Annotated in this window: 21 protein-coding genes and 1 tRNA gene; 14 read left to right on the top strand and 8 right to left on the bottom strand. The window is 61.8% G+C overall.

All coding sequences use genetic code 11. From position 1 onward, the window contains the following. The 3 genes from CRP40_RS22040 to pdxB form a co-directional block, all read left to right on the top strand. Nucleotides 1-326 (top strand): hypothetical protein (locus CRP40_RS22040; RefSeq protein WP_176505845.1); only part of this gene is annotated, 326 nt, incomplete at its 5' end. 119 nt (nt 327-445) lie between these two features. Then, nucleotides 446-688: a sulfurtransferase TusA gene (gene tusA / locus CRP40_RS17670; protein WP_023534172.1), complete on the top strand. Its 243-nt coding sequence runs from the start codon at nt 446-448 to the stop codon at nt 686-688. Between the two features lie 60 nt (nt 689-748). Further along, on the top strand, nt 749-1891 hold the full coding sequence (gene pdxB, locus CRP40_RS17665) for a 4-phosphoerythronate dehydrogenase PdxB (RefSeq protein WP_027915103.1): 1143 nt from the start codon (nt 749-751) through the stop codon (nt 1889-1891). 75 nt (nt 1892-1966) lie between these two features. Here the strand turns inward: pdxB and CRP40_RS22035 are convergent, their stop codons facing one another. Next, entirely contained in the window at nt 1967-2140 is a 174-nt protein-coding gene (locus tag CRP40_RS22035; protein WP_165919263.1) for a PA1571 family protein, read from the bottom strand. 214 nt (nt 2141-2354) lie between these two features. Here CRP40_RS22035 and CRP40_RS17660 point away from each other — a divergent pair, with 214 nt between their 5' ends. Then, nucleotides 2355-4115, top strand: a complete 1761-nt coding sequence (locus CRP40_RS17660) for an ABC transporter transmembrane domain-containing protein (protein WP_033695066.1) — start codon at nt 2355-2357, stop codon at nt 4113-4115. A gap of 87 nt (nt 4116-4202) precedes the next feature. Here the strand turns inward: CRP40_RS17660 and CRP40_RS17655 are convergent. Beyond that, nucleotides 4203-4279: transfer RNA gene (locus CRP40_RS17655), tRNA-Pro, on the bottom strand. An 81-nt stretch (nt 4280-4360) separates the two neighbouring features. Then, nucleotides 4361-4582, bottom strand: a complete 222-nt coding sequence (locus CRP40_RS17650) for a YgdI/YgdR family lipoprotein (RefSeq protein ID WP_023534255.1) — start codon at nt 4580-4582, stop codon at nt 4361-4363. A 184-nt stretch (nt 4583-4766) separates the two neighbouring features. Here CRP40_RS17650 and moaB point away from each other — a divergent pair, with 184 nt between their 5' ends. The 3 genes from moaB (at nt 4767) to yegS (ending at nt 7528) form a co-directional block, all read left to right on the top strand. After that, on the top strand, nt 4767-5306 hold the full coding sequence (moaB, locus tag CRP40_RS17645) for a molybdenum cofactor biosynthesis protein B (protein WP_023534262.1): 540 nt from the start codon (nt 4767-4769) through the stop codon (nt 5304-5306). Further along, nucleotides 5290-6516, top strand: coding sequence for a gephyrin-like molybdotransferase Glp (gene glp / locus CRP40_RS17640; protein WP_050587328.1), 1227 nt, complete (start codon nt 5290-5292; stop codon nt 6514-6516). The genes moaB and glp overlap by 17 nt, the downstream gene beginning before the upstream one ends. A gap of 124 nt (nt 6517-6640) precedes the next feature. Further along, nucleotides 6641-7528 (top strand): lipid kinase YegS, encoded by an 888-nt coding sequence (yegS, locus tag CRP40_RS17635; RefSeq protein ID WP_027915100.1) that lies wholly within the window; start codon nt 6641-6643, stop codon nt 7526-7528. Here yegS and CRP40_RS17630 read toward each other — a convergent pair. From CRP40_RS17630 to CRP40_RS17620, 3 genes are all read right to left on the bottom strand, one after another. Further along, nucleotides 7512-8171 (bottom strand): response regulator transcription factor, encoded by a 660-nt coding sequence (locus CRP40_RS17630; RefSeq protein ID WP_027915099.1) that lies wholly within the window; start codon nt 8169-8171, stop codon nt 7512-7514. The two genes, yegS and CRP40_RS17630, sit on opposite strands and share 17 nt — an antisense overlap. Further along, complete coding sequence (locus CRP40_RS17625) at nt 8161-9057, bottom strand: sensor histidine kinase (RefSeq protein ID WP_027915098.1); 897 nt, start codon at nt 9055-9057, stop codon at nt 8161-8163. Before CRP40_RS17625 ends, CRP40_RS17630 begins: the two co-directional genes overlap by 11 nt. Before the next feature lie 335 nt (nt 9058-9392). Beyond that, nucleotides 9393-9872 carry a histidine kinase gene (locus tag CRP40_RS17620; protein WP_097223522.1) on the bottom strand — a complete coding sequence of 160 codons (480 nt, stop codon included), beginning with the start codon at nt 9870-9872 and terminating at the stop codon, nt 9393-9395. A 342-nt stretch (nt 9873-10214) separates the two neighbouring features. Between CRP40_RS17620 and CRP40_RS17615 the strand changes: the two genes are divergently transcribed. Both CRP40_RS17615 and CRP40_RS17610 read left to right on the top strand, forming a co-directional pair. Then, nucleotides 10215-11150, top strand: a complete 936-nt coding sequence (locus CRP40_RS17615) for a chemotaxis protein CheV (protein ID WP_027915097.1) — start codon at nt 10215-10217, stop codon at nt 11148-11150. A 55-nt stretch (nt 11151-11205) separates the two neighbouring features. Beyond that, the gene (locus CRP40_RS17610; RefSeq protein WP_027915096.1) at nt 11206-12003 is read left to right on the top strand and encodes an MOSC domain-containing protein; all 798 of its coding nucleotides are present in this window, start codon (nt 11206-11208) and stop codon (nt 12001-12003) included. A gap of 64 nt (nt 12004-12067) precedes the next feature. On the opposite strand, the gene CRP40_RS17605 is transcribed toward CRP40_RS17610, so the two are convergent. Next, on the bottom strand, nt 12068-13993 hold the full coding sequence (locus CRP40_RS17605) for a transglycosylase SLT domain-containing protein (protein WP_027915095.1): 1926 nt from the start codon (nt 13991-13993) through the stop codon (nt 12068-12070). A 223-nt stretch (nt 13994-14216) separates the two neighbouring features. Here CRP40_RS17605 and CRP40_RS17600 point away from each other — a divergent pair, with 223 nt between their 5' ends. Beyond that, on the top strand, nt 14217-16142 hold the full coding sequence (locus tag CRP40_RS17600; RefSeq protein WP_027915094.1) for an ATP-binding cassette domain-containing protein: 1926 nt from the start codon (nt 14217-14219) through the stop codon (nt 16140-16142). A gap of 116 nt (nt 16143-16258) precedes the next feature. Here the strand turns inward: CRP40_RS17600 and CRP40_RS17595 are convergent, their stop codons facing one another. Continuing rightward, on the bottom strand, nt 16259-16699 hold the full coding sequence (locus tag CRP40_RS17595; RefSeq protein WP_027915093.1) for a universal stress protein: 441 nt from the start codon (nt 16697-16699) through the stop codon (nt 16259-16261). Between the two features lie 110 nt (nt 16700-16809). Here CRP40_RS17595 and CRP40_RS17590 point away from each other — a divergent pair, with 110 nt between their 5' ends. The 4 genes from CRP40_RS17590 to CRP40_RS17575 all read left to right on the top strand — a co-directional run bounded on the left by CRP40_RS17590 (nt 16810) and on the right by CRP40_RS17575 (nt 21458). Continuing rightward, nucleotides 16810-17247, top strand: a complete 438-nt coding sequence (locus CRP40_RS17590) for a hypothetical protein (protein ID WP_027915092.1) — start codon at nt 16810-16812, stop codon at nt 17245-17247. A gap of 523 nt (nt 17248-17770) precedes the next feature. Continuing rightward, a complete protein-coding gene (gene fadB / locus CRP40_RS17585) occupies nt 17771-19918 on the top strand; it encodes a fatty acid oxidation complex subunit alpha FadB (RefSeq protein ID WP_027915091.1) in 2148 nt (715 codons plus the stop codon). Nucleotides 19919-19949: 31 nt separating this feature from the next. Beyond that, nucleotides 19950-21125 (top strand): acetyl-CoA C-acyltransferase FadA, encoded by a 1176-nt coding sequence (fadA, locus tag CRP40_RS17580; protein WP_027915090.1) that lies wholly within the window; start codon nt 19950-19952, stop codon nt 21123-21125. An 81-nt stretch (nt 21126-21206) separates the two neighbouring features. Further along, nucleotides 21207-21458 (top strand): DUF1653 domain-containing protein, encoded by a 252-nt coding sequence (locus CRP40_RS17575; RefSeq protein ID WP_027915089.1) that lies wholly within the window; start codon nt 21207-21209, stop codon nt 21456-21458. Nucleotides 21459-21498 lie beyond the last annotated feature (40 nt).

Genomic DNA, 21498 nt, shown 5'->3' with positions numbered 1-21498 from the left:
CAACAGCAACAGCAACAGCAACAGCAACAGCAACAGCAACAGCAACAGCAACAGCAACAGCAACAGCAACACGCATCGAGCATTTCATTCTCGCCGATATCATGAGCTGTAATGTCAGGGCCGTGATCTATCAAAAGAAGGAGTTGAGTGAACGGGTAATGCCATACAACATGCATCTTATAAACTTCGGCAACTGTCCCATTATGCATGGGGTGTCCGCCTTGCACCGTACTCCAAAGCCAACGAATCCTGCGTGGGAGCGGCCTCGTGCCGCGATGGGGCGCGCAGCGGCCCTGGCAATATCAGGTGCGAAGCTGAACGCTTGAGGCCACCGCGCCCCCCTCAAGCCCGGTCAGGCGCCCCTGAACCGGCGGGTGCCCCGACAGCCCCACTTGGCCCGCGTCCCTAGAATGCGCCACAATACCCATCATTTGCGGAGCCCTTCATGACCGACCTCACCCCCGATGCCACCCTCGACGCCACCGGCCTCAACTGCCCGGAGCCGGTGATGATGCTGCACCAACACGTGCGTGACCTCGCCGCCGGCGGACTGTTGAAAGTCATCGCCACCGACCCCTCGACCCGACGCGACATCCCCAAGTTCTGTAACTTCCTGGGCCACCAACTGCTGGAACAACAGGAAGACGCCGGCACCTTCCTCTACTGGATCCGCAAGAAAGCCGACTGAGCCGCTCTGGAACACGCTCGGCGTTGAGCCTACACTGCGTTCCCCAGACAGGAGAGCGCCATGCTGATAGTTGCCGACGAAAACATCCCTTTGCTCGATGCCTTCTTCCAAGGGTTTGGCGAGATTCGTCGCTATCCTGGGCGTAGCCTCGACGCCGCTAGCGTCCGGGAGGCCGACATCCTGCTGGTCCGCTCCGTGACCAAGGTCGATCGGCACCTGCTCGAAGGCAGTCGCGTGCAGTTCGTTGGCACCTGCACCATCGGCACCGATCACCTTGACCTCGACTACTTCGACCAAGTGGGTATCCGCTGGAGCAGTGCCCCCGGTTGCAACGCCCGGGGTGTGGTGGACTATGTGCTGGGTAGCCTGCTGACCCTCGCTGACCTTGAGGGTGCATCGCTGCCCGAGCGCGTCTACGGTGTGGTGGGTGCAGGCCAAGTAGGCGGGCGGTTGGTGAGCGTGCTGCGCGCCTTGGGGTGGAAGGTGATGGTCTGCGATCCACTGCGCCAGGCCGCTGAAGGCGGTGATTACGTCGAACTCGATACGCTCCTGCAAGCCTGCGACGTCATCAGCCTGCACACGCCCCTCGAACGCGGTGGCCAGTACCCGACCTGGCACCTGTTAGGCCCTGCGGAACTGGCGAAACTGCGCCCCGGCGCCTGGCTCATCAACGCCAGTCGAGGGGCGGTGGTGGACAATGGCGCGTTACGAGCGCTCCTGCAGCAGCGCGATGACCTGCACGCGGTGCTGGACGTGTGGGAAGGCGAGCCCCAGGTCGACTTGCAGTTGGCAGACCTGTGTACCGTTGCCACCCCCCACATCGCCGGCTATAGCCTCGATGGCCGTCAGCGTGGCACCGCCCAGATCTACCGCGCGCTGTGTCAACATCTGGGCGTGAATGAGGTCATTCAGCTTGCCGACCTGTTACCGCGTCCACCCGTGGCGCAGATTGAATTGGATGCCGAGGTCGATCTGCAATGGGCACTGGCGATGCTGTGCCGCGCCGTCTACGATCCGCGCCGCGATGATGCCGATTTCCGCCGTAGCCTGAGCGAAGACGTGCAGCATCAACGTGCCGCTTTCGACGCGTTGCGCAAACATTATCCGCCGCGCCGTGAGATCGAAGGACTGTCCGTGCGCATCCGTGGGAGCTCGCCCGAGCTCGCGCGGCTGATTAGCGCCCTGGGAGCCAAGAGGGTCTGACGCTCGGATGCAGCCCCAGGGCAGAGCAGCATGCATAAAAAACCCGGCGCGAGCGCCGGGTCAGGAATAGGGTGATCAGTTTTTCTGCGAGCGCTCGACCCGGCTTTCTTCCAGGGCCTTGCAGGCCTGCTGGATCATTTGCTCGGTGATCGGCACCTCCCGCCCTTGGGCGTCGATCAGGGCGCCGCTTGCCTGGGGCGACGGTGCGTGACGGGGCGTGTGGTGTTCGCGGTCATGGTGCAAGCTCATGCAGGGTCTCCTCTTCAAATGACGACTGGGGTCAACCTTGCGCCTGGCAGATCGTCGACGCGGGTGCGGCGCAACCTGGGGCAGGGCCTTAGTCCACCAGAGATGGCGAAAAAGTGCCAGAGCGCGGTTAGAACAATAGGCTATAGCAGCACCGGACAGTTCCGTTCTGCGGCATGAATGGTAGGCTGCACGTTCCGCCTTCGTGAGCAGATCCATGGCCTCTACAACTCCGCGCCCTAGCCGCGCTTTGCGCCTTGGCTGGCATTTTGTTCGTCCGTATTGGCGGCGCCTGGTGATGGCCTTGCTGGCACTGGTGGTGACCGCCGGCATTACCTTGTCCATGGGGCAGGGCATCCGCCTGCTGGTGGATCAGGGGTTCATGACCGGTTCTGTCCATCAGCTCAACCAGACACTTGGGCTCTTCCTGCTGCTGGTGTTGGCCCTGGCGGCAGGGACCTTCAGCCGGTTCTACCTCGTCTCCTGGATAGGTGAGCGGTGCGTGGCGGACATTCGTCGCGCTGTTTTCGACCATCTGCTCGAGCTTCACCCTGGTTTTTTCGAAGACAACCGCAGCTCGGAAATTCAGTCTCGGTTGACGGCCGACACCACGTTGCTGCAATCGGTGATTGGCTCTTCCCTCTCCATGTTCCTGCGTAATGCGCTCATGGTGGTGGGCGGTGTGGCCTTGCTGTTCATCACCAACCCCAAGCTGACCAGCATCGTGGTCGTGGCATTGCCGGTGGTGCTGGCCCCGATCCTGCTGTTCGGTCGCCGTGTGCGCAGCCTCTCACGCCAGAGCCAGGACCGGGTGGCAGACGTGGGTAGCTACGTGGCCGAGACCCTGGGCCAGATCAAGACCGTGCAGGCCTATACCCATCAAGCCCATGACCGGGCACTGTTCGCCGATACGGTGGAGTCGGCATTTACAGTGGCCCGCCAGCGCATCGCGCAGCGGGCCTGGCTGATCACCGTGGTGATCGTGCTGGTACTGGGCGCTATCGGCACCATGCTGTGGGTCGGCGGCATGGACGTCATCGCCGGGCGCATGTCGGGGGGTGAGTTGGCGGCGTTCGTGTTCTACAGCCTGGTGGTGGGCAGTGCGTTCGGCACACTCAGCGAAGTGATTGGCGAGCTCCAGCGCGCTGCTGGGGCAGCAGAGCGTATAGCCGAATTACTGGCAGCGCAAAGCCAGATTCTGGCCCCGTCCAGTGGGCGGCAGCTGGCGGGAGGCCGTGCACGGGGCTGCCTGGCGTTTCAGCACGTGGTGTTTGCCTATCCGTCGCGACCCGAGCACAAGGCTATCGATGACCTGAGCCTGGTCATCCAGGCAGGCCAGACGCTTGCATTGGTCGGCCCTTCCGGTGCAGGTAAATCCACCCTGTTCGACTTGCTTCTGCGCTTCTATGACCCCCAGCACGGGCAGATTCTGCTCGATGATCAACCCATCGACCAGCTCGACCCCGACCACCTTCGCCAGCAGTTTGCACTGGTCGCACAGCAACCGGCACTGTTTCGGGGGACAGTGGCGGACAACATTAGCTATGGACGCCCTGACGCTTGCCTGGCCGACATCGAAGCTGCAGCGCGCGCAGCCCATGCCGACTCGTTCATACGCCAGTTGCCAGAGGGCTACCAGACTCGCCTGGGGGAGGGCGGGGTGGGTTTATCGGGTGGGCAGCGCCAACGGTTGGCGATCGCCCGTGCGTTGCTGGTGGATGCGCCGATCCTGCTGCTTGACGAGGCGACCAGCGCGCTCGACGCTCACAGTGAGCACCTGATCCAGCAAGCTTTGCCGCGCCTGATGGCAGGGCGGACGACAGTGGTGATTGCGCACCGTCTGGCCACGGTACAGCACGCCGACCGCATTGCCGTGGTCGACCAGGGCAAAGTGGTGGCCATTGGTACCCACAGTGAGCTGATAGAAACCAGCCCTTTGTATGCACGGCTGGCGGCGCTGCAATTCACGTCAGCCTGAAGGGCTAGCCGACTGATGCAGGTTGCAGGTACGAGCCTGAACCGTGAGTAACAAAAAACCCGCACAAGGCGGGTTTTCAAAAGGATTTGGTCGGAGAGACAGGATTCGAACCTGCGGCCTTCTCGTCCCGAACGAGACGCGCTACCTGGCTGCGCTACACTCCGATGAACAAAATCCTACTGCATCCGAAATTCGCCCGCAAGTCCTTGTAAAAGAACGAAGCTTTGGCCAGGTCGGATGGGCTATCAGAGTTCTTTGACGGTGCGAATCTGGTCTTTATTCAGACGCATGCGCTTGCCATCGAGCTGCTCGAACTCGTAGAAGCCGGAATCTTCATCATAGGACGGCTTGTCCACCGCCTGGATTTCGCGACCGTCGTTCAAGGTGATGACGGTTGGGGTCGAGCAGCCGGCCAGGGCAGCCAGGCCCAGGGCGAGCATGAAGGCGGGAAGGGTCCGTTTGATCATCGTGTTTCTCCAGTGCGATGGTGCAAGATGACTGTTAAGACGCGGGACGTTAGTGCAAGTTCCTTGCGCGTGCAGCATAACGGCATTCGCTTGACGCAATCCAGTGCAGGCAGCGCTCCCGCACGCCGGCGGGAGTGCCCTGTGATATAACTGCCGTCATTGCCATTACCAGTGACGGATACCTATGAAAGCCTCGGCAGACACCCCGTTCGTTCCCCTCAACATCGCAGTGCTCACGGTCAGCGACACGCGCACATTCGATAACGATTCGTCGGGCCAGGTCTTCGTTGACCGGCTGACAGCGGCAGGCCACCGGCTCGCCCAGCGCGTGCTGCTCAAGGATGATCTCTACAAAATCCGCGCCCAGGTCGCGACCTGGATCGCCGACGACAGCGTGCAGGTGGTGCTCATCACCGGCGGTACCGGTTTTACCGGACGTGACAGTACGCCCGAGGCGGTCACTTGCCTGCTCGACAAGCAGGTCGACGGCTTTGGCGAGCTGTTCAGACAGATCTCCGTGGCGGATATCGGTACCTCGACTGTGCAATCGCGGGCACTGGCAGGGCTGGCCAACGGTACCCTGGTGTGTTGCCTGCCTGGCTCGACCAATGCGGTGCGCACCGGTTGGGACGGTATCCTTGCCGAACAGCTCGATGCACGGCACCGTCCCTGCAACTTCGTCGCCCATCTGAAGCAGGCGGCGGCCTGTGAAAGCCGTGGCTGAGGCCGTGCAGCCCAGGCCACTGATGCCGGTGGAGCAGGCCCTTGAGCAATTGCTGGCTTTGGCCGATGCCGCGCCGATTCGCGAGACCGAGCACGTGCCGCTTGCCGAGGCACACGGCCGTGTGCTGGCCACTGCCCTAGTGGCTTCGCTCGACCTGCCGCCCTGGCCCAATAGCGCAATGGACGGCTATGCGCTGCGCCGGTCCGACTGGCAGGGGGCGCCGCTGCCCGTCAGTCAGAGAATCTTCGCCGGGCACGCACCTGAGCCACTGCAGCCTGGCACCTGTGCGCGGATCTTCACGGGTGCACCGGTTCCCGAAGGCGCCGACTGCGTGGAAATGCAGGAAAACACCCAGGTTCACGCCAATGGCCATGTGGCGTTTTTGCACCCCCTCAAGGCGCTGCAGAACATTCGTCCTCAAGGTCAGGAAACCCGCAAGGGCGAGCAGGTGCTCGACGCCGGTACGCGTCTTGGGCCAATCGAGTTGGGCTTGGCCGCCACCCTGGGTTATGGACAGCTCGATGTGGTACGCAAGGTGCGGGTGGCGGTGCTGTCGACCGGGGATGAGCTGGTCGAGCCAGGGCTGCCGTTGGGGCCTGGGCAAATCTACAACAGCAACCGTCGCTTGCTGGTCAGTTGGTTGCAGCGCCTGGGATGCGACGTCACCGACGCCGGTATCCTGCCTGATGACCTGGCTCGGACCCGCGCGAGTCTGGCTCAGTTGCAAGGCGTGGACCTGATCCTCTCGACAGGGGGCGTATCGGTGGGCGAGGCCGATTATCTGGGCGCGGCCCTGCGCGAGGCCGGTGAGCTGGCTTTGTGGAAACTGGCGATCAAACCCGGCAAACCGTTGACCTTCGGTCACTTCCAGGGCGTGCCAGTGATCGGCCTGCCCGGTAATCCGGCCTCTACACTGGTCACGTTCGGCCTGCTGACGCGCCCCTACTTGTTGCGCCGCCAGGGCGTGATCGATGTCACCCCCCTGCGCGTGTGCCTACCCGCCGGTTTCGATTGGCCCAAAGCCGGGTCACGGCGTGAGTACCTGCGGGCGCGCATCGAGCAGGGCAGGGTATGCCTGTACCCTAACCAGAGCTCCGGCGTGTTGCGCAGCGCGGTGTGGGCCGATGGGTTGGTCGAGGTGCAGGAGGGCACTACGCCCAGCAAGGGTGACCTTGTACCCTTCATCCCCTTCAGCGACATCCTCGGTTGACGCGCGCCAGTGGCGCAGGCTCGCTGCAGTGCGCGAGCCCTGCGCCGCAATATTTGAACGGCCGTGCAACAATTAGTAACGGCTGAGCGTCAAGATGCAAATGGTCAATTATGGAGACACCCACATGCAAGCGCGCAAGGCAATGCTGATTCTGCACGGCAAGCAAGCCATGAACGAAGACGTACGTACCGCCGTGCACGACCTGCGCGACACTGGCTGGGCATTGGACGTGCGTGTGACCTGGGAGGGCGGTGATGCCCAGCGCTTGGTCAAGGAGGCACTTGCCGCTGGATACAGCCACATCGTCGCCGGCGGTGGTGATGGCACCTTGCGGGACGTGGCCGAAGCCATGGGGCTCGCGGGCACCGAAGCCAGCCTCGTCTTGCTGCCGCTTGGAACCGCCAACGACTTCGCCAAGGCGGCCGGTATTGCGCTTGAGCCTGCCCAGGCGCTGGCGCTGCTCAATGAGCCGGCCCAGGAAGTCGATCTTGGGCAAGTGGGCGAGCAGCTGTTCCTGAACATGGCGACCGGCGGCTTTGGTAGCCAGGTCACAGCCAGCACATCCGAAGACCTGAAGAAGTTGATGGGTGCCGCCGCCTATGTGTTCACCGGCTTGTCACGCTTCAGCGAACTGGAGGCTGCCTCGGTCGAGTTGAAAGGCCCTGACTTCCATTGGCAAGGGGAGCTGCTGGCGCTGGGGATTGGCAACGGTCGCCAAGCCGGGGGAGGGCAGGAGCTTTGTCCGGATGCGGTGGTCAATGACGGGTTGCTGGATGTTGCGATCCTGCCCAAGCCGCAGGAAGTGGTCGGTGCATTACGCGATTTGCTGGCAGGCGATGGCCTGTTCATCCGGACGCGATTGCCGTGGGTGGAGATCAACAGTCAACAGGGCCTGGATATCAACCTCGACGGCGAACCGCTCAAGGCGGACAGCTTACGTTTCGAGGCGCGTCCCAAGGCCTTGCGCCTGCACCTGCCGCAAGGGTGCCCATTGCTCAGTCATCGAGGCTGATGATCTTCTCGCGCACGGCAAACAGTACCAGTCCGGCGACGTCGTGAATCTGCAAGCGTTTCATCACTTGCGAACGATGGGTTTCGACCGTCTTGATCGACAAGCCCAATCCATTGGCGATTTCGCGGGTAGACTTGCCGCGCACGATCAGGCGCAGAATCTCCAGCTGCCGGGCTGTCAGGTTGTGTCGCTCGCATGCCGGGCGTCTGGCTGGCCTGGTATGACGTAAAGCCTGATTGATGACGGTGTGGGCAATGGCTGGGCTCAGGTAGCGCTCCCCGTTGCGCACAGCGCGCAGCGCTTGCTCAAGCTCCGATGCGCTGGTGTCCTTGAGCAGATACCCATGGGCACCGCCCTCGAGGGCGCGCATGATCAGCTCAGGGTCGGTGTGCATGGAGAGGATCAGCACTTTGCAGGCGCTGCCGCTGGCATTGAGCTGGGTGAGGGCGTCCAGCCCGCTGGTTGATCGCATGGAGAGGTCCAGCAGGATGATGTCAGGCATCAAGGTTCGCGCCTGATCCAGCAACTGCCCGCCATCGTCGGCCTCGCCGATTACCTCGTACCCGGGTATGTCACTGACCAGGGCGCGGACGCCCGCTCTGATCAACGAATGGTCATCCACAAGCAACAATCTACAGTTCATGGGTATCCACTCGGTCCGCGCGTTGCCGGCTGCGGGGCGGCCAAGGGAAGACGGCCTCGATCCGGGTGCCCTGGCCAACATCGCTGGTGATCTGCAGGCTGCCGTTCAGGGCAGTGACCCGCTCCAGCATGCCAGCCAGCCCACGCTGACTGGCAAGGTGCGGGTGCCTGGCAGGCTTGAAGCCGCAGCCATCGTCCTCGATCGATAAAGCCAGGCCCAGCTCGGTACGCTGCAGGTGGATGACAAGGTTGCGCGCTCCGGCGTGACGCAACATATTGGTCACCGCCTCCTGGGTGATGCGAAACACTGCCATTGCGACATTTTCGCCAATGCCCCCAAGGCGTTGCTTGCAAGACAGGCTCCACTGCACGCCGCTGCCATCCAAAGTGCGCAGCAAGTGCGCGCGCAGGCTGGCCTCAAGGCCAAGGCTTGCCAACTGACGGGGGTTGAGCAGGGCAGAAACGTCGCGCACAGCGCTCAACGTATCGTCCAGCGTGGCATGCAAGGCATCGCAATGCCCCTGCACATCCCCGGGCATTCGTCGCTGCAGCCATTGCAACTGCAATTTCGCAGCGGTCAGCAGTTGGCCGATGTCGTCATGAAGCTCCCTGCTCAGGTGCTGGCGCTCCTCTTCTTGCACTTTTAGCAGGCGCTCGGCGAGTTCCGCAGGGCGCAAGCTGATCGAGCGCGCCTCCCTACGCAGTTGCACGGCAGCGACCAAGGCAGCGGTCAGTTGCAGCAACACCAGGCCGATGGGCACAGGTCGCTCGGCCAGGTGTAACGCCAGGCAGGCGAGGCAGGAGACCACGCTGATGCCTGCCGTGGCCCAGCACAGACTGGTGTACGGGGCGCTGCAACGAAAAGAGGTCATCAAGCGTGGGAACATAGGTAGGGGAGCCACTGAAGTATTGCTGATGGAGGCCTTGCACATTACTGCTCAGAGGCTTTTGCGCCGTACTTTCGATGTTTTTCGACCACGTGTTCATTCAACCTTGCGTCAAGTTGAAGCGTTTCGGTGGGGCATACTACCACCTCGAATTCCTGCGGTCGCCGCCGAATACGACTTCCTCAAGGCAAAGCTTATTTGTGGTGAACTAGTACGTAGCATCGACGGACTTGCTTGGTTGAGGCTATTTCCTACAACTTTGTAAATCGAAGCTACAACTTTCAGTTTCATCAAAGTTGCACTTCTGGCATGCAACTGCGCGATGGCAATTTGCCCTACGGCTTGTCGCTGAGATCGGGCTGCTGACAGTCATGCGCTGCGCCTTCATCTGTGACGCAGGCTAATGCCAGAGAAGGTCGAGCTGCATTGGCCAGTTCGCCGAGCAACACAAATTGTTCTCCAGCGTCCAGGTCCAGCCGCCCCGTGTGCGTGTCCAGCAGCTCGAGCTGCCAGGCCAGGAGCCTCAGGCACGCAGCCGTAATGCGCAGCGTTGCGCGATGCAGGCACGCGCCTTGGCAACAGGGGGCCAGTATCTGCTGAACGGAGGTCGTGAAGTGGGCTACTTCAAGCAGCCCCAAACGCTGTGCGTCGTGTGCCAAGTCGCTTAACGCGGCGTCCAGGCACCTGCAGGCATCAGGGTCATTTTCGATGAGCTCAAGATGCTGCAAGCAGTCCTCTGCTCTGTTGAGGCGCTTCTGGGCCCTCTCGCGAAAACCCCTAAGCGCCTCGCAGAAGGGTAAGGCACTGTCCATCATGGTGTCTCCATGGGCAGGACAGGCGGTAGAGACGGGCACGCCGTTACGATAGCTAGCAAAGCCTGACTCCATTCATGCAGTGAGAATGGCGTCACATTAATGGCTAAAGGATAGAGCGAACATCAGGTTGTACCTGATTGCCACTAGGGGTTTCCCTGATAGGCAAGAAAAAAACGGAACTTTTCAGCGTGTGCGAGTGGAATTAGGAAACCAGTTAAGCATGCTGTTAAAGTGATATCAAATTAGGCAAGGGTGTGGCGTTTCTTGGGGTCAAGATGCTACTCCGGCTGCCGATATACACACAATCGCGCACATTTTCGACATGAGCCTGGGGGCTTACCAATGGCTGGCATTCTCGACACAGTAGACCAACGCACACAACTGGTAGGGGAGAACCGGCTGGAAATCCTGATGTTCCGGCTGGCTGGGCGTCAGCTTTTCGCGATCAACGTCTTCAAGGTGCAGGAGGTGTTACAACTGCCCAAGCTGACACTGATGCCGCAACGTCACGCGTTCGTCTGCGGTGTGGTGAACCTGCGAGGCCAGACACTCCCGGTAATCGACCTGTCCCAGGCGATCGGCATGCGCCCCATTCAGCCAGGCCCCGACAGCACCATCATCGTCACCGAATACAACCGCTCGGTGCAGGCGTTTCTGGTGGGCGGGGTCGACCGCATCGTCAACCTCAATTGGGAATCCATCATGCCGCCACCGACCAGTGCCGGCCGTCAGCATTACCTGACTGCCATCACCAAGGTGGACGACAAGCTGGTGGAGGTGATCGATGTGGAAAAGGTGCTTGCCGAAATCGTGCCTTACAACGCCCGCGTTTCGGGTGAGAAATTGGCCGATCCGGTACTGGCGAGGGCGCGTGGTCGCGAGGTGCTGCTGGTGGACGATTCCAGTGTGGCCCTGGCCCAGTTGCGCGACACGCTCTCGCAGTTGGGGATGAAACTGCACGTTGCCAGCGACGGCCTCAAAGCCTTGCGCATGCTCAAGGCGTGGGCCGATGCCGGGGAGGACATGTGCGAAAAGCTATTGATGATCTTCACGGATGCCGAAATGCCGGAAATGGACGGTTATCGCCTGACGACCGAAATCCGCGAGGATGCGCGCCTGCGCAAACTGTACGTGGTGCTGCATACGTCGCTGTCCGGCAGCTTCAACGAATCCATGGTCAAGAAAGTGGGTTGCGACAATTTCCTGTCCAAGTTCCAGCCTGATCGGCTGGTCGATGTGGTCAAGCAGCGCCTGTTGCTGGACACCACCAACGCGTGATTGCGCGCCCTGCTGGGTATAAGCTGGCGGTTTGGCGATTTATGAGGCAGCAGGGATGTTTCTCAGTGAGCTCTACCGGTATCCGGTCAAGTCGGGGCGGGCGCAAGGCCTGCAGGTCTCTCCCGTTGGTGTGCTTGGGCTTGAAGGAGACCGCCGTTGGATGCTGGTCGAGGAACAGAACGGGCGCTTTCTGACCCAGCGCGTCTGGCCCCAGCTCGGGCAGCTCGAGGCAGTCGAGACAGGCGGAGTACTGTTGCTGCGGGCGCCTGGGCAAGTGCCGCTGAAGGTGGTGTCCCCGGCCGACGATGCCCCGCTGCGAGGGGTGACCTTATGGCGCGACACCTTTCGTATGCCGGATGCCGGTGATGAGGCCGCCGCTTGGCTCAGTGGCTGGCTAGGCAAAGCGGTGAGGTTGGTGTATTGCCCGCAGCAGCGGGCCAGGTATCTGCCCAATGGCTATGGCACCGACCGGGACCGTGCCGCCTTTCCCGACGGTTTCCCGTTGCTGCTCATTGGCCAGGCGTCGCTCGATGAGCTCGATCGCCGTGTCGGCCGGCCCATGGACATGCTGCGGTTCAGGCCAAACCTGGTGGTGCAGGGGGCCGAGGCTTTCGCAGAGGATGGCTGGAAGCGCATTCGCATCGGTACGGTGGAGTTCCGTGTTTTGAAGCCAAGCGTGCGCTGCATTTTCACCACCATCGACCCTGCCACGGGGCAGCGCAGCCCTGACCGCGAGCCCATGACCACGCTTCGGACGTTCCGGGAAAAGGAAGGGGACATATTGTTTGGGCAAAACCTGGCCGCCGATGGCGACGGGCACCTGGAGGTTGGCATGAAGGTCCAGGTGCTCTGAGTTGTCGGGCAGCCGGACGCCGGTGTGGTCGGCGCCCTGGCTTGATCAGCCGCTAATGGCCTCCTTACATGTCGTCGAAGTAGCGCTCGTGCCAGTCCACCAGGGGTTGTGGCATGTTGAGCTTTTGTCCGTAAATCACCGAATAGGACAGCACGTTCTGAACGTACTGACGGGTTTCATCGAATGGAATGGACTCGACCCACACGTCGAAGCTCAGGTGTTTGGCGCCTTTGAGCCATTGCCGTACGCGGCCTGGGCCTGCGTTGTAAGCGGCTGAGGCCAGTACTCGGTTGCCGTTGAACTGGCTGTGCACCTGGCTGAGGTAGGCAGCCCCCAGCTGGATGTTCTTGTCCGGGTTCAGGACCTGTGCGGGCGAAGCCAGTGGGATGCTGAACTTGCGCGCGGTTTCCTTGGCTGTAGCAGGCATCAACTGCATGAGCCCGCTGGCGCCCACTGGGGAACGGGCATCCTCCATGAAGGCGCTTTCCTGACGGGTGATTGCGAATACCCAGCTCGAGTGCAGGCCGCGCACCTTGGCTTCGCGTACCAGGGTGTCGCGGTGCGCCATGGGGAAGCGTACGTCCAGGTCATCCCAGTATTTGGCCTGGCTGATGGTGCGGATGGCCGGGAAATACCAGCGCAACTCGTAACCCAGGCGCGCCTGGGCGACCATTTCGTCCCGGGTGAAGTGACGGCTCACGTGATACCACTCGCGGCGACCTTCGACGATCTGACCGCGGGCATGGAATTCGAGGGCGCGTTGGATGCCAGGTGTATTGCGCACCTTCTTGACCAGCTGTGGGCTGAGCACCAGGGGCTTGTTGTTCAGTTGGTAGGGGGCTTGCGCACGGTCTGCAGCCAGGAAGCCATAGAAATCGCGCTCGCGGGCAACGGCCTTGTACAACTGCGGGACTTGCGGGTTCTTCGGCTGCGCCAGCTCCAGGCTCCGCGCCTGCCAGTACTTCCAGCGGCTGCTCTGGGCCAGGTCGCCGCTCAGGCGCTTGGTGAGGGCATAGGCATCTTCCCACCGGCCCAGGCGCAGCAACAGGCGCAAGCGCCATTCACTGACGGTATCGTCCCGCAGTTCGGGGTCGTAGCGGGTCATGAGGTCAAGCGCGCGCGGGTCATAGCGCCGGGCCAGGGTCAGGCCGATCTCGCGGGCAATGGCCACTTTTTCATCGCGGGAAAAGTGCATGCGCTGGGCATAGTCGTCAAGCAGCCCCATGGCGCGCTCCGGGTCCTGCCGTGCAAGGCGGCGCAGCCCGAGACTGACGACGTCCGAGGTCGCTTCGTCGGCCTGGGTGAAGCGTGATGGCTGGTTGAGCAATTCGGGTTTCTGCGCCACATCGATCAGCAGACGGCCTTGTGGCGCCAGCGTGGTCAGGGTCTTGACCAGGTTCTCGGCCAGGCCGTAGTTGCGTGCCTGGGCTGCAAGCTTGGCCCGCTCCCAGCGCTTGGCCTCCGTGAGCTGCCCCTCGGCAGCCCACATGGCGAACAACGGGTCGCAGGCAGCAGGCTGGGACTTGCCCACCGACCACAGCTTGTTTGCCGTGGCAAAGCCTTCGGTGCGCATCCCGTGGCTGAGCTGGTACTGGCCGTTCAGGCAATCGAGCTCGGTGAAGTTGAGCTTGGGATCGTAGTACTTGGCGAAGGTCTGCCACTCACCGCGTTCGGCCAGCCAGCGCAACCAGCGCAGTTTCATCCAGTTGGCCTGGGGCAGGTCGCCGTGCTTGGCCAGGAAACCCTCGATCTCCTGGTTGCTGGCAGATTTCAGGCGCGCGGTCAGTTCGTCATAGGCCAGATACGGTGTCAGCGGATAATCGTCGAGCGCCTGGGCATAGCGCAGGTACGGGCCCTTGTCGCCCTTGGCCAGCGCACGCTTGGCTTCATCATAGTATTGGCGTTGCACGGTAATGTCGGTGGCCTGGGCCGCGCCGGTGGCAGCGGTGAGCAACAGGCATGTAGCAATTTGTAACAGGCGGCTGCGCATGATACGTCCGGGCAGTTGAACCATGGGAAAGTGGCGGCGGGGCCAGCACTGTTGAAAACGATGGCCCTAGCTTAGCCGTTTGCGGATGACAGGTGAAAGCACTGTGCTTGTATCGGGATATTAAGTTCGACCGGGTGTCGCCGTGGGCGACGGGTGCAGGCCGTGCGGATGTCGGCGCAGGGCTAACTCAGGTAGAATGCGCGCCCGATTTATGGAGACGAACATGACCCTGCTCAAATTCAGCGATGTGTCCCTCGCATTCGGCGCCATGCCGCTGCTGGACAAGGTGTCCTGGCAGATCGCTCGTGGCGAGCGGGTGTGCATCATCGGCCGCAACGGCACTGGCAAGTCGAGCATGCTGCGCCTGGTCAAGGGCGAGCAGAAAGGCGATGACGGTGACATCTGGCGCGCCCCTGGGCTGAAAATCGGCGAGTTGCCCCAGGAACTGCCGCTGGCCGACGAGCGCACGGTGTTCGACGTCGTGGCGGCAGGGCTGGATGGCGTCGGCGAGCTGCTGGCACAGTTTCATCACCTGAGCCAGAACATCCAGGGCGATGAAGACCTGGAAAAACTGATGCACGTGCAGCACGAGCTGGAGGCCCGCGATGGCTGGCGCCTGCAGCAAGTGGTTGAAAGCACCCTGAGTCGTCTGCAGTTGCCGGCAGACAAGACCCTGGCGGAGTTGTCCGGCGGCTGGCGTCGTCGTGTACTGCTGGCCCAGGCGCTGGTGTCCGAGCCCGACTTGTTGCTGCTCGACGAGCCGACCAACCACCTGGATATCGGTGCCATCGCCTGGCTCGAGGAAGCACTGCGCGGGTTCAACGGCGCCGTGTTGTTCATCACCCACGACCGATCCTTCCTGCAGAACCTGGCCACCCGCATCCTCGAATTGGACCGCGGCGGCCTGATCGACTGGAATGGCGACTATGCCAGCTTCCTGGTGCACAAGGAGGCCGCGCTGGCCGCCGAGGAAACCGCCAACGCGCTGTTCGACAAGCGCCTGGCCCAGGAAGAGGTGTGGATTCGCCAGGGCATCAAGGCCCGTCGCACCCGTAACGAAGGCCGCGTGCGGGCGCTCAAGGCGCTGCGCGTGGAGCGCGGTGAGCGCCGTGAGCGGCAGGGCAAGGCCAACATTCAGATCGAGGCGGCCGACAAGTCGGGCAAGCAGGTCATGGTGCTCGAGCACGTCAGCTTCTCGCACCCGGACGGGCCGATGCTGGTGAAGGATTTTTCCATGGTGCTGCAGCGCCAGGACCGGATCGGCCTGCTGGGCGCCAACGGCACCGGCAAGACCACCTTGCTCAAGCTGATGCTGGATGATCTGGAGCCTACTTCGGGCAAGATCGAGCGCGGCACCAAGCTTGAGGTCGCCTATTTCGACCAGATGCGCCATCAGCTGGACTTGGAAAAGACCGTCATCGACAACCTCGCCGAGGGCCGAGACTTCATCGAGATCGAAGGGCAGAACCGGCATGTGCTGAGCTACCTGGGCGACTTCCTGTTCAGTCCGCAGCGGGCCCGCACCCCGGTCAAGGCATTGTCCGGCGGCGAACGTGCCCGCCTGCTGCTGGCCAAGCTGTTCAGCAAGCCGGCCAACCTGCTGGTGCTCGACGAACCCACCAACGACCTGGACGTGGAAACCCTCGAGCTGCTCGAAGAGGTGCTCTCCAACTACAAGGGTACCGTGCTGATGGTCAGCCACGACCGGGCGTTTCTCGACAACGTCGTGACCAGCACCCTGGTGTTCGAGGGCGATGGCTTGGTTCGCGAGTACGTGGGCGGTTACGAAGACTGGATTCGTCAGGGCGGTTCGCCAAAGCTGCTCGGCGTTACGGAGAGTAAAGGCGGCAAGTCGGCGCTCAACAGTGCGGTGGTGGAGAAGGTCGAGGCCAAGCCGCAAGCCGTCGCTGCGCCAGTGGCCGAGGAATCGAAGAAAAAGCTCAGCTACAAGCTTCAGCGTGAGCTGGAGATGCTGCCGGGGCAGATCGACGCGCTGGAACAGCGCATGGCCCAGGCTCAGGAAGAGGTGAGCGCGGTCGGTTTCTACCAGCGTCCGATCGCAGAGACGTCAGCGGTGCTGGCGAACATCGAGAAGCTGCAAGGTGAGCTCGATGCCCTGGTGGAGCGCTGGGCCGAGCTGGAAGGCTAAGCAGGCAGGGCGTTGATCGCCTGCGCGTAGCGGGCGAGCCCGCTGCCAGGTGCCAGAGGGAGGATGCAACCCCAAGGCACCTGGCGTGGCCGCTTAACCCCTGGCGGTAGACAGGCTCAGTCCTTTTTCTGCAGTCGCACTGCCAGCACATCGCAGGGTGCGCCGTGCAGCACGTCGTTGGCTGTGGAGCCCAGCAGCAGCGCCAGGCCGTGGCGACCGTGGCTGCCCACGACGATCAGGTCGCAGTGCTGTTCTTTGGCCAATTGATGGATTTCCTGGCGGGGCTGGCCGTAGGTCAAGTGCGAGTCGCCGCGCTGGATGCCCGGATACTTGCTGAACAGGCGATCCATGCGTTCCTTGGCCTGATCGAACTGCTGCTGTTGCAGTTGCGACAAGTCCATCGGCACGTCGCCGCCAAACGCCATGGCCATGGGTTCGACGATGTGCACCAGTGACACCTTGGCGTTGGTAGGCTGGGCCAGCGCCATGGCGCGCTTGATCACAGGGTCGCATTCTTCCGTCAGGTCGACGGCGACCAGCAGATGTTGGTAGGTCATGAGCTGTACTCCAGGCAATCGCTATAGAAGAAGTATGGTCGCTTTCGGGCGGGTCATGCGTGAAAAATGGCTAACCAGCTCATTTGCAACGGTTTATGGGAGCTACTGATATGACGGTATTGCTGGTGGTGTCAATCCTTGCGCTGATTCTCAGCCCGCTTTCCTGGCTGCGCAACTCGCGCAATCAGAGTGAGCAGATGCGCCTGCGCCTGGAGGCGCGGCGCATGGGCCTGGCCATGCAGCTGGCGCCTCAGCAGTGGCCGCACTGGCTGGAAAAACAGCCGCCGAGCCCTTGCCCGCAATATCACCGGGCACGCAAGCGGGGGCATGTCGACAGCTTCAGCTTCTGGCAGATCAGCCCTGGCGTATGGTGGAACCAGTGGCGCGAGCCGTGCGAAGACCCGCGCTTCTTGCAAGCCCTGGCCCGTCTGCCAGCAAGCGCCTACAAGGTCGAGGCCGATGCGCGGATGATAGCGCTCTACTGGACGGAGCGGGGGGACACGGCTGTATTGCAGGATGTTGCCTACGTGCTGGAGACACTGGCCTGACTCCAAGGGTGCTCGGCGGGCTGTCCATGGCCCCTGACACGCAGCGCAACGAGAAAGCGGCGATTCGGCGGTTCCTGACAGGAACCGGTCAATCGCCGCTTTCTCGTTCTACCACGCCAAAAGGCTGGGCAGGCCGTTGAATTCACTCCGTCAAGTAACGCCTGGCGCTTGTGCCTGGATCAGCCAGACTGCAAGGGGTGCCGAGGCTGGCAAGGTGTGAGGATTGCCAGCATGAATGGCCAGCGATCAGCGGCATGATCGGTCGTACCCGGCTTGTGGAAAGTGACCGCAAAGTCGGCTTTTCTCCCCGTGGGTGCAGCATTTGACAATGCAGATCTTTTCGGAGAATGTGTGCACACCCAAATCAAACGGGCGTATGAATTGAGCGTTTGCATTGCACGCCACTCATTCATGCGTACGACTCGCGCGCTGACGGGTGTGCCTGGAGCAGGTGGCCATGACGGCTGCGGTGCTGCAGTGATCGGCGTGTACAGTTCAGCTTCCATATCTTGGAGATCAGTTGATGATTTACGAAGGTAAAGCCATCACGGTTAAGGCTCTTGAAAGTGGCATCGTCGAGCTCAAGTTCGACCTCAAGGGTGAGTCCGTCAATAAGTTCAACCGCCTGACCCTGAGCGAGCTGCGCCAGGCTGTAGACGCCATCCAGACCGATGCTTCGGTCAAGGGTGTCATCGTTAGCAGCGGCAAGGACGTGTTCATCGTCGGTGCCGACATCACCGAGTTCGTCGACAACTTCAAGTTGCCCGAGGCCGAATTGGTCGCCGGCAGCCTGGAAGCCAACCATATCTTCAACGCCTTCGAAGACCTCCAGGTGCCTACGGTTGCAGCCATCAACGGTATCGCCCTGGGCGGTGGTCTGGAGATGTGCCTGGCAGCGGACTACCGCATCATGGCCACCACCGCGCGCATCGGCCTGCCCGAAGTGAAGCTGGGCATCTATCCAGGCTTTGGTGGCACAGTGCGTCTGCCGCGCCTGATCGGCTCGGACAACGCCGTCGAGTGGATTGCCGCGGGCAAGGAAAACAGTGCCGAAGACGCCCTGAAGGTCGGTGCCGTCGATGCCGTGGTAGTGCCTGAGTTGCTCATGGCCGGTGCCCTGGACCTGATCAAGCGCGCCATCAGTGGCGAGCTGGACTACAAGGCCAAGCGCCAGCCCAAGCTCGAGAAGCTCAAGCTCAATGCCATCGAGCAGATGATGGCCTTCGAAACCGCCAAAGGTTTCGTCGCTGGGCAGGCCGGCCCTAATTACCCAGCGCCTGTCGAGGCGATCAAGTCCATCCAGAAAGCGGCCAACTTCGGTCGCGACAAGGCACTTGAAATCGAAGCGGCAGGCTTTGCCAAGCTGGCCAAGACGTCGGTTGCACAGAGCCTCATCGGCTTGTTCCTGAACGATCAGGAACTCAAGCGCAAGGCCAAGGCCCACGACGAGATTGCCCGTGACGTCAAGCAGGCGGCCGTGCTGGGCGCCGGTATCATGGGCGGCGGCATCGCCTATCAGTCGGCGGTCAAGGGCACGCCGATTCTGATGAAGGATATTCGCGAAGAGGCCATCGAGCTTGGGTTGAACGAAGCGTCCAAGCTGCTGGGCAATCGGGTCGAGAAAGGTCGCCTGACGCCGGCCAAGATGGCCGAGGCGCTCAACGCGATTCGTCCGACCCTGTCGTACGGCGATTTCGCCCACGTGGACATCGTGGTCGAGGCGGTGGTTGAAAACCCCAAGGTCAAGCAGGCCGTGCTTGCCGAGGTGGAAGGGCAGGTGAGGGAGGATGCGATTCTGGCATCCAATACCTCGACCATTTCCATCAATCTGCTGGCACAAGCGCTGAAGCGCCCGGAAAACTTCGTGGGCATGCACTTCTTCAACCCGGTGCACATGATGCCGCTGGTGGAAGTGATCCGTGGCGAAAAATCCAGCGAAGTGGCAGTTGCTACCACCGTCGCTTACGCCAAGAAGATGGGCAAGAACCCAATCGTGGTCAACGACTGCCCAGGGTTCTTGGTCAACCGTGTCCTGTTCCCGTACTTCGGCGGCTTCGCCAGGCTGGTTAGCGCGGGGGTGGACTTCGTGCGCATCGACAAGGTCATGGAAAAATTCGGCTGGCCCATGGGCCCGGCGTACTTGATGGACGTGGTGGGCATCGACACCGGGCATCATGGCCGTGACGTCATGGCCGAGGGCTTCCCCGATCGCATGAAGGACGAGCGCCGCTCGGCCATCGACGCCTTGTACGATGCCAACCGCCTGGGCCAGAAGAACGGCAAGGGCTTCTACGCCTATGAAACCGACAAGCGTGGCAAGCCGAAGAAAGTCGCCGATGCCGGCGTGCTTGAGGTACTCAAGCCCATCGTGTACGAGCAGCGTGAAGTCAGTGACGAGGACATCGTCAACTGGATGATGATCCCGCTGTGCCTGGAAACCGTTCGCTGCCTCGAAGATGGCATCGTCGAGACGGCCGCCGAGGCGGACATGGGCCTGGTCTACGGCATTGGCTTCCCACCCTTCCGTGGCGGCGCGCTGCGCTACATCGATACCTTGGGTGTAGCCGAATTCGTCGCCCTGGCCGATCGCTATGCCGACCTGGGGCCGCTGTACCACCCGACCGCCAAGCTGCGTGAGATGGCCAAGACGGGCCAGCGCTTCTTCAACTGAGCGGTCAACGAGCTAGAGCGAGAGATTTGATATGAGCCTTAATCCAAGAGACGTGGTGATCGTCGACTTCGGTCGCACGCCAATGGGCCGCTCCAAGGGTGGCATGCACCGCAATACCCGTGCCGAAGACATGTCGGCGCACCTGATCAGCAAGTTGCTTGAGCGCAACGACAAGGTCGATCCCAAGGAAGTCGAGGATGTGATCTGGGGCTGTGTGAACCAGACCCTGGAGCAGGGCTGGAACATCGCCCGCATGGCCTCGTTGATGACCCAGATCCCGCACACCTCTGCGGCGCAGACCGTCAGCCGGCTGTGCGGCTCGTCGATGAGCGCACTGCACACCGCCGCCCAGGCGATCATGACTGGCAATGGCGACGTGTTCGTGATTGGCGGCGTCGAGCACATGGGGCACGTGAGCATGATGCATGGCGTAGACCCCAACCCACACCTGGCGCTGCATGCGGCCAAGGCCTCGGGCATGATGGGCCTGACGGCCGAGATGCTGGGCAAGATGCACGGCATCACGCGTGAACAGCAGGATCAGTTCGGCGTGCGCTCGCACCAGCTGGCGCACAAGGCCACCATCGAGGGCAAGTTCAAGGACGAGATCATCCCCATGCAGGGGTATGACGAGAACGGTTTCCTGAAAGTGTTCGACTTCGACGAAACCATTCGTCCGGAAACCACCCTCGAGGGCCTGGCGTCGCTCAAGCCGGCCTTCAACCCCAAAGGCGGAACCGTGACCGCAGGTACTTCTTCCCAGATCACCGACGGTGCCTCGTGCATGATCGTGATGTCAGGCCAGCGTGCGATGGACCTGGGTATCGAGCCTCTGGCGGTCATTCGGGCCATGGCAGTGGCGGGCGTCGACCCCGCGATCATGGGCTACGGCCCAGTACCGGCCACCCAGAAAGCCCTCAAGCGCGCGGGCTTGAGCATGGCCGACATCGACTTCATCGAACTCAACGAGGCGTTCGCCGCACAGGCGCTGCCTGTGTTGAAAGACTTGAAAGTGCTCGACAAGATGAATGAGAAGGTTAACCTGCACGGCGGCGCGATCGCCTTGGGTCACCCGTTTGGTTGCTCCGGGGCGCGTATTTCCGGCACCCTGCTCAACGTCATGAAGCAAAATGGCGGCACGCTGGGGGTTGCGACCATGTGCGTCGGCCTTGGCCAAGGTATCACCACTGTCTTTGAACGCGTCTAAGGCGCAGGAGAAGGACAGCAACCGGGGCCTCGTGCCCCGGTTTTGTTTTTTGGGTTTCGATGGCATCAGGAGGTAGACGACATGCAGATCCAGCCAGGTGTGTACCGGCATTACAAGGGCCCGGAGTACCGCGTGTTCAGTGTTGCGCGGCACTCCGAGAGCGAGGAGTGGATGGTGTTCTACCAATGCCTGTATGGTGATTACAGCTTCTGGGTGCGCCCGCTGTCGATGTTCCGCGAGTCGGTGGAAGTCGATGGCGAACAGGTGCCCCGCTTTGCGTTGATCAAGGCCGAAGAGGGGCTTTGCGGGATGTCGGACAAGTCGCAGGCGTGATGTTCTGAACTTGACCTCGCAGTTTTGCCACTATATATAG

The organism is Pseudomonas sp. URMO17WK12:I9 (assembly GCF_900230165.1).
GTDB classification, from domain to species: domain Bacteria; phylum Pseudomonadota; class Gammaproteobacteria; order Pseudomonadales; family Pseudomonadaceae; genus Aquipseudomonas; species Aquipseudomonas fulva.
The sequence above is the reverse complement of the archived record's forward strand: the minus strand, read 5'-3'. Positions and strand labels throughout refer to the sequence as shown.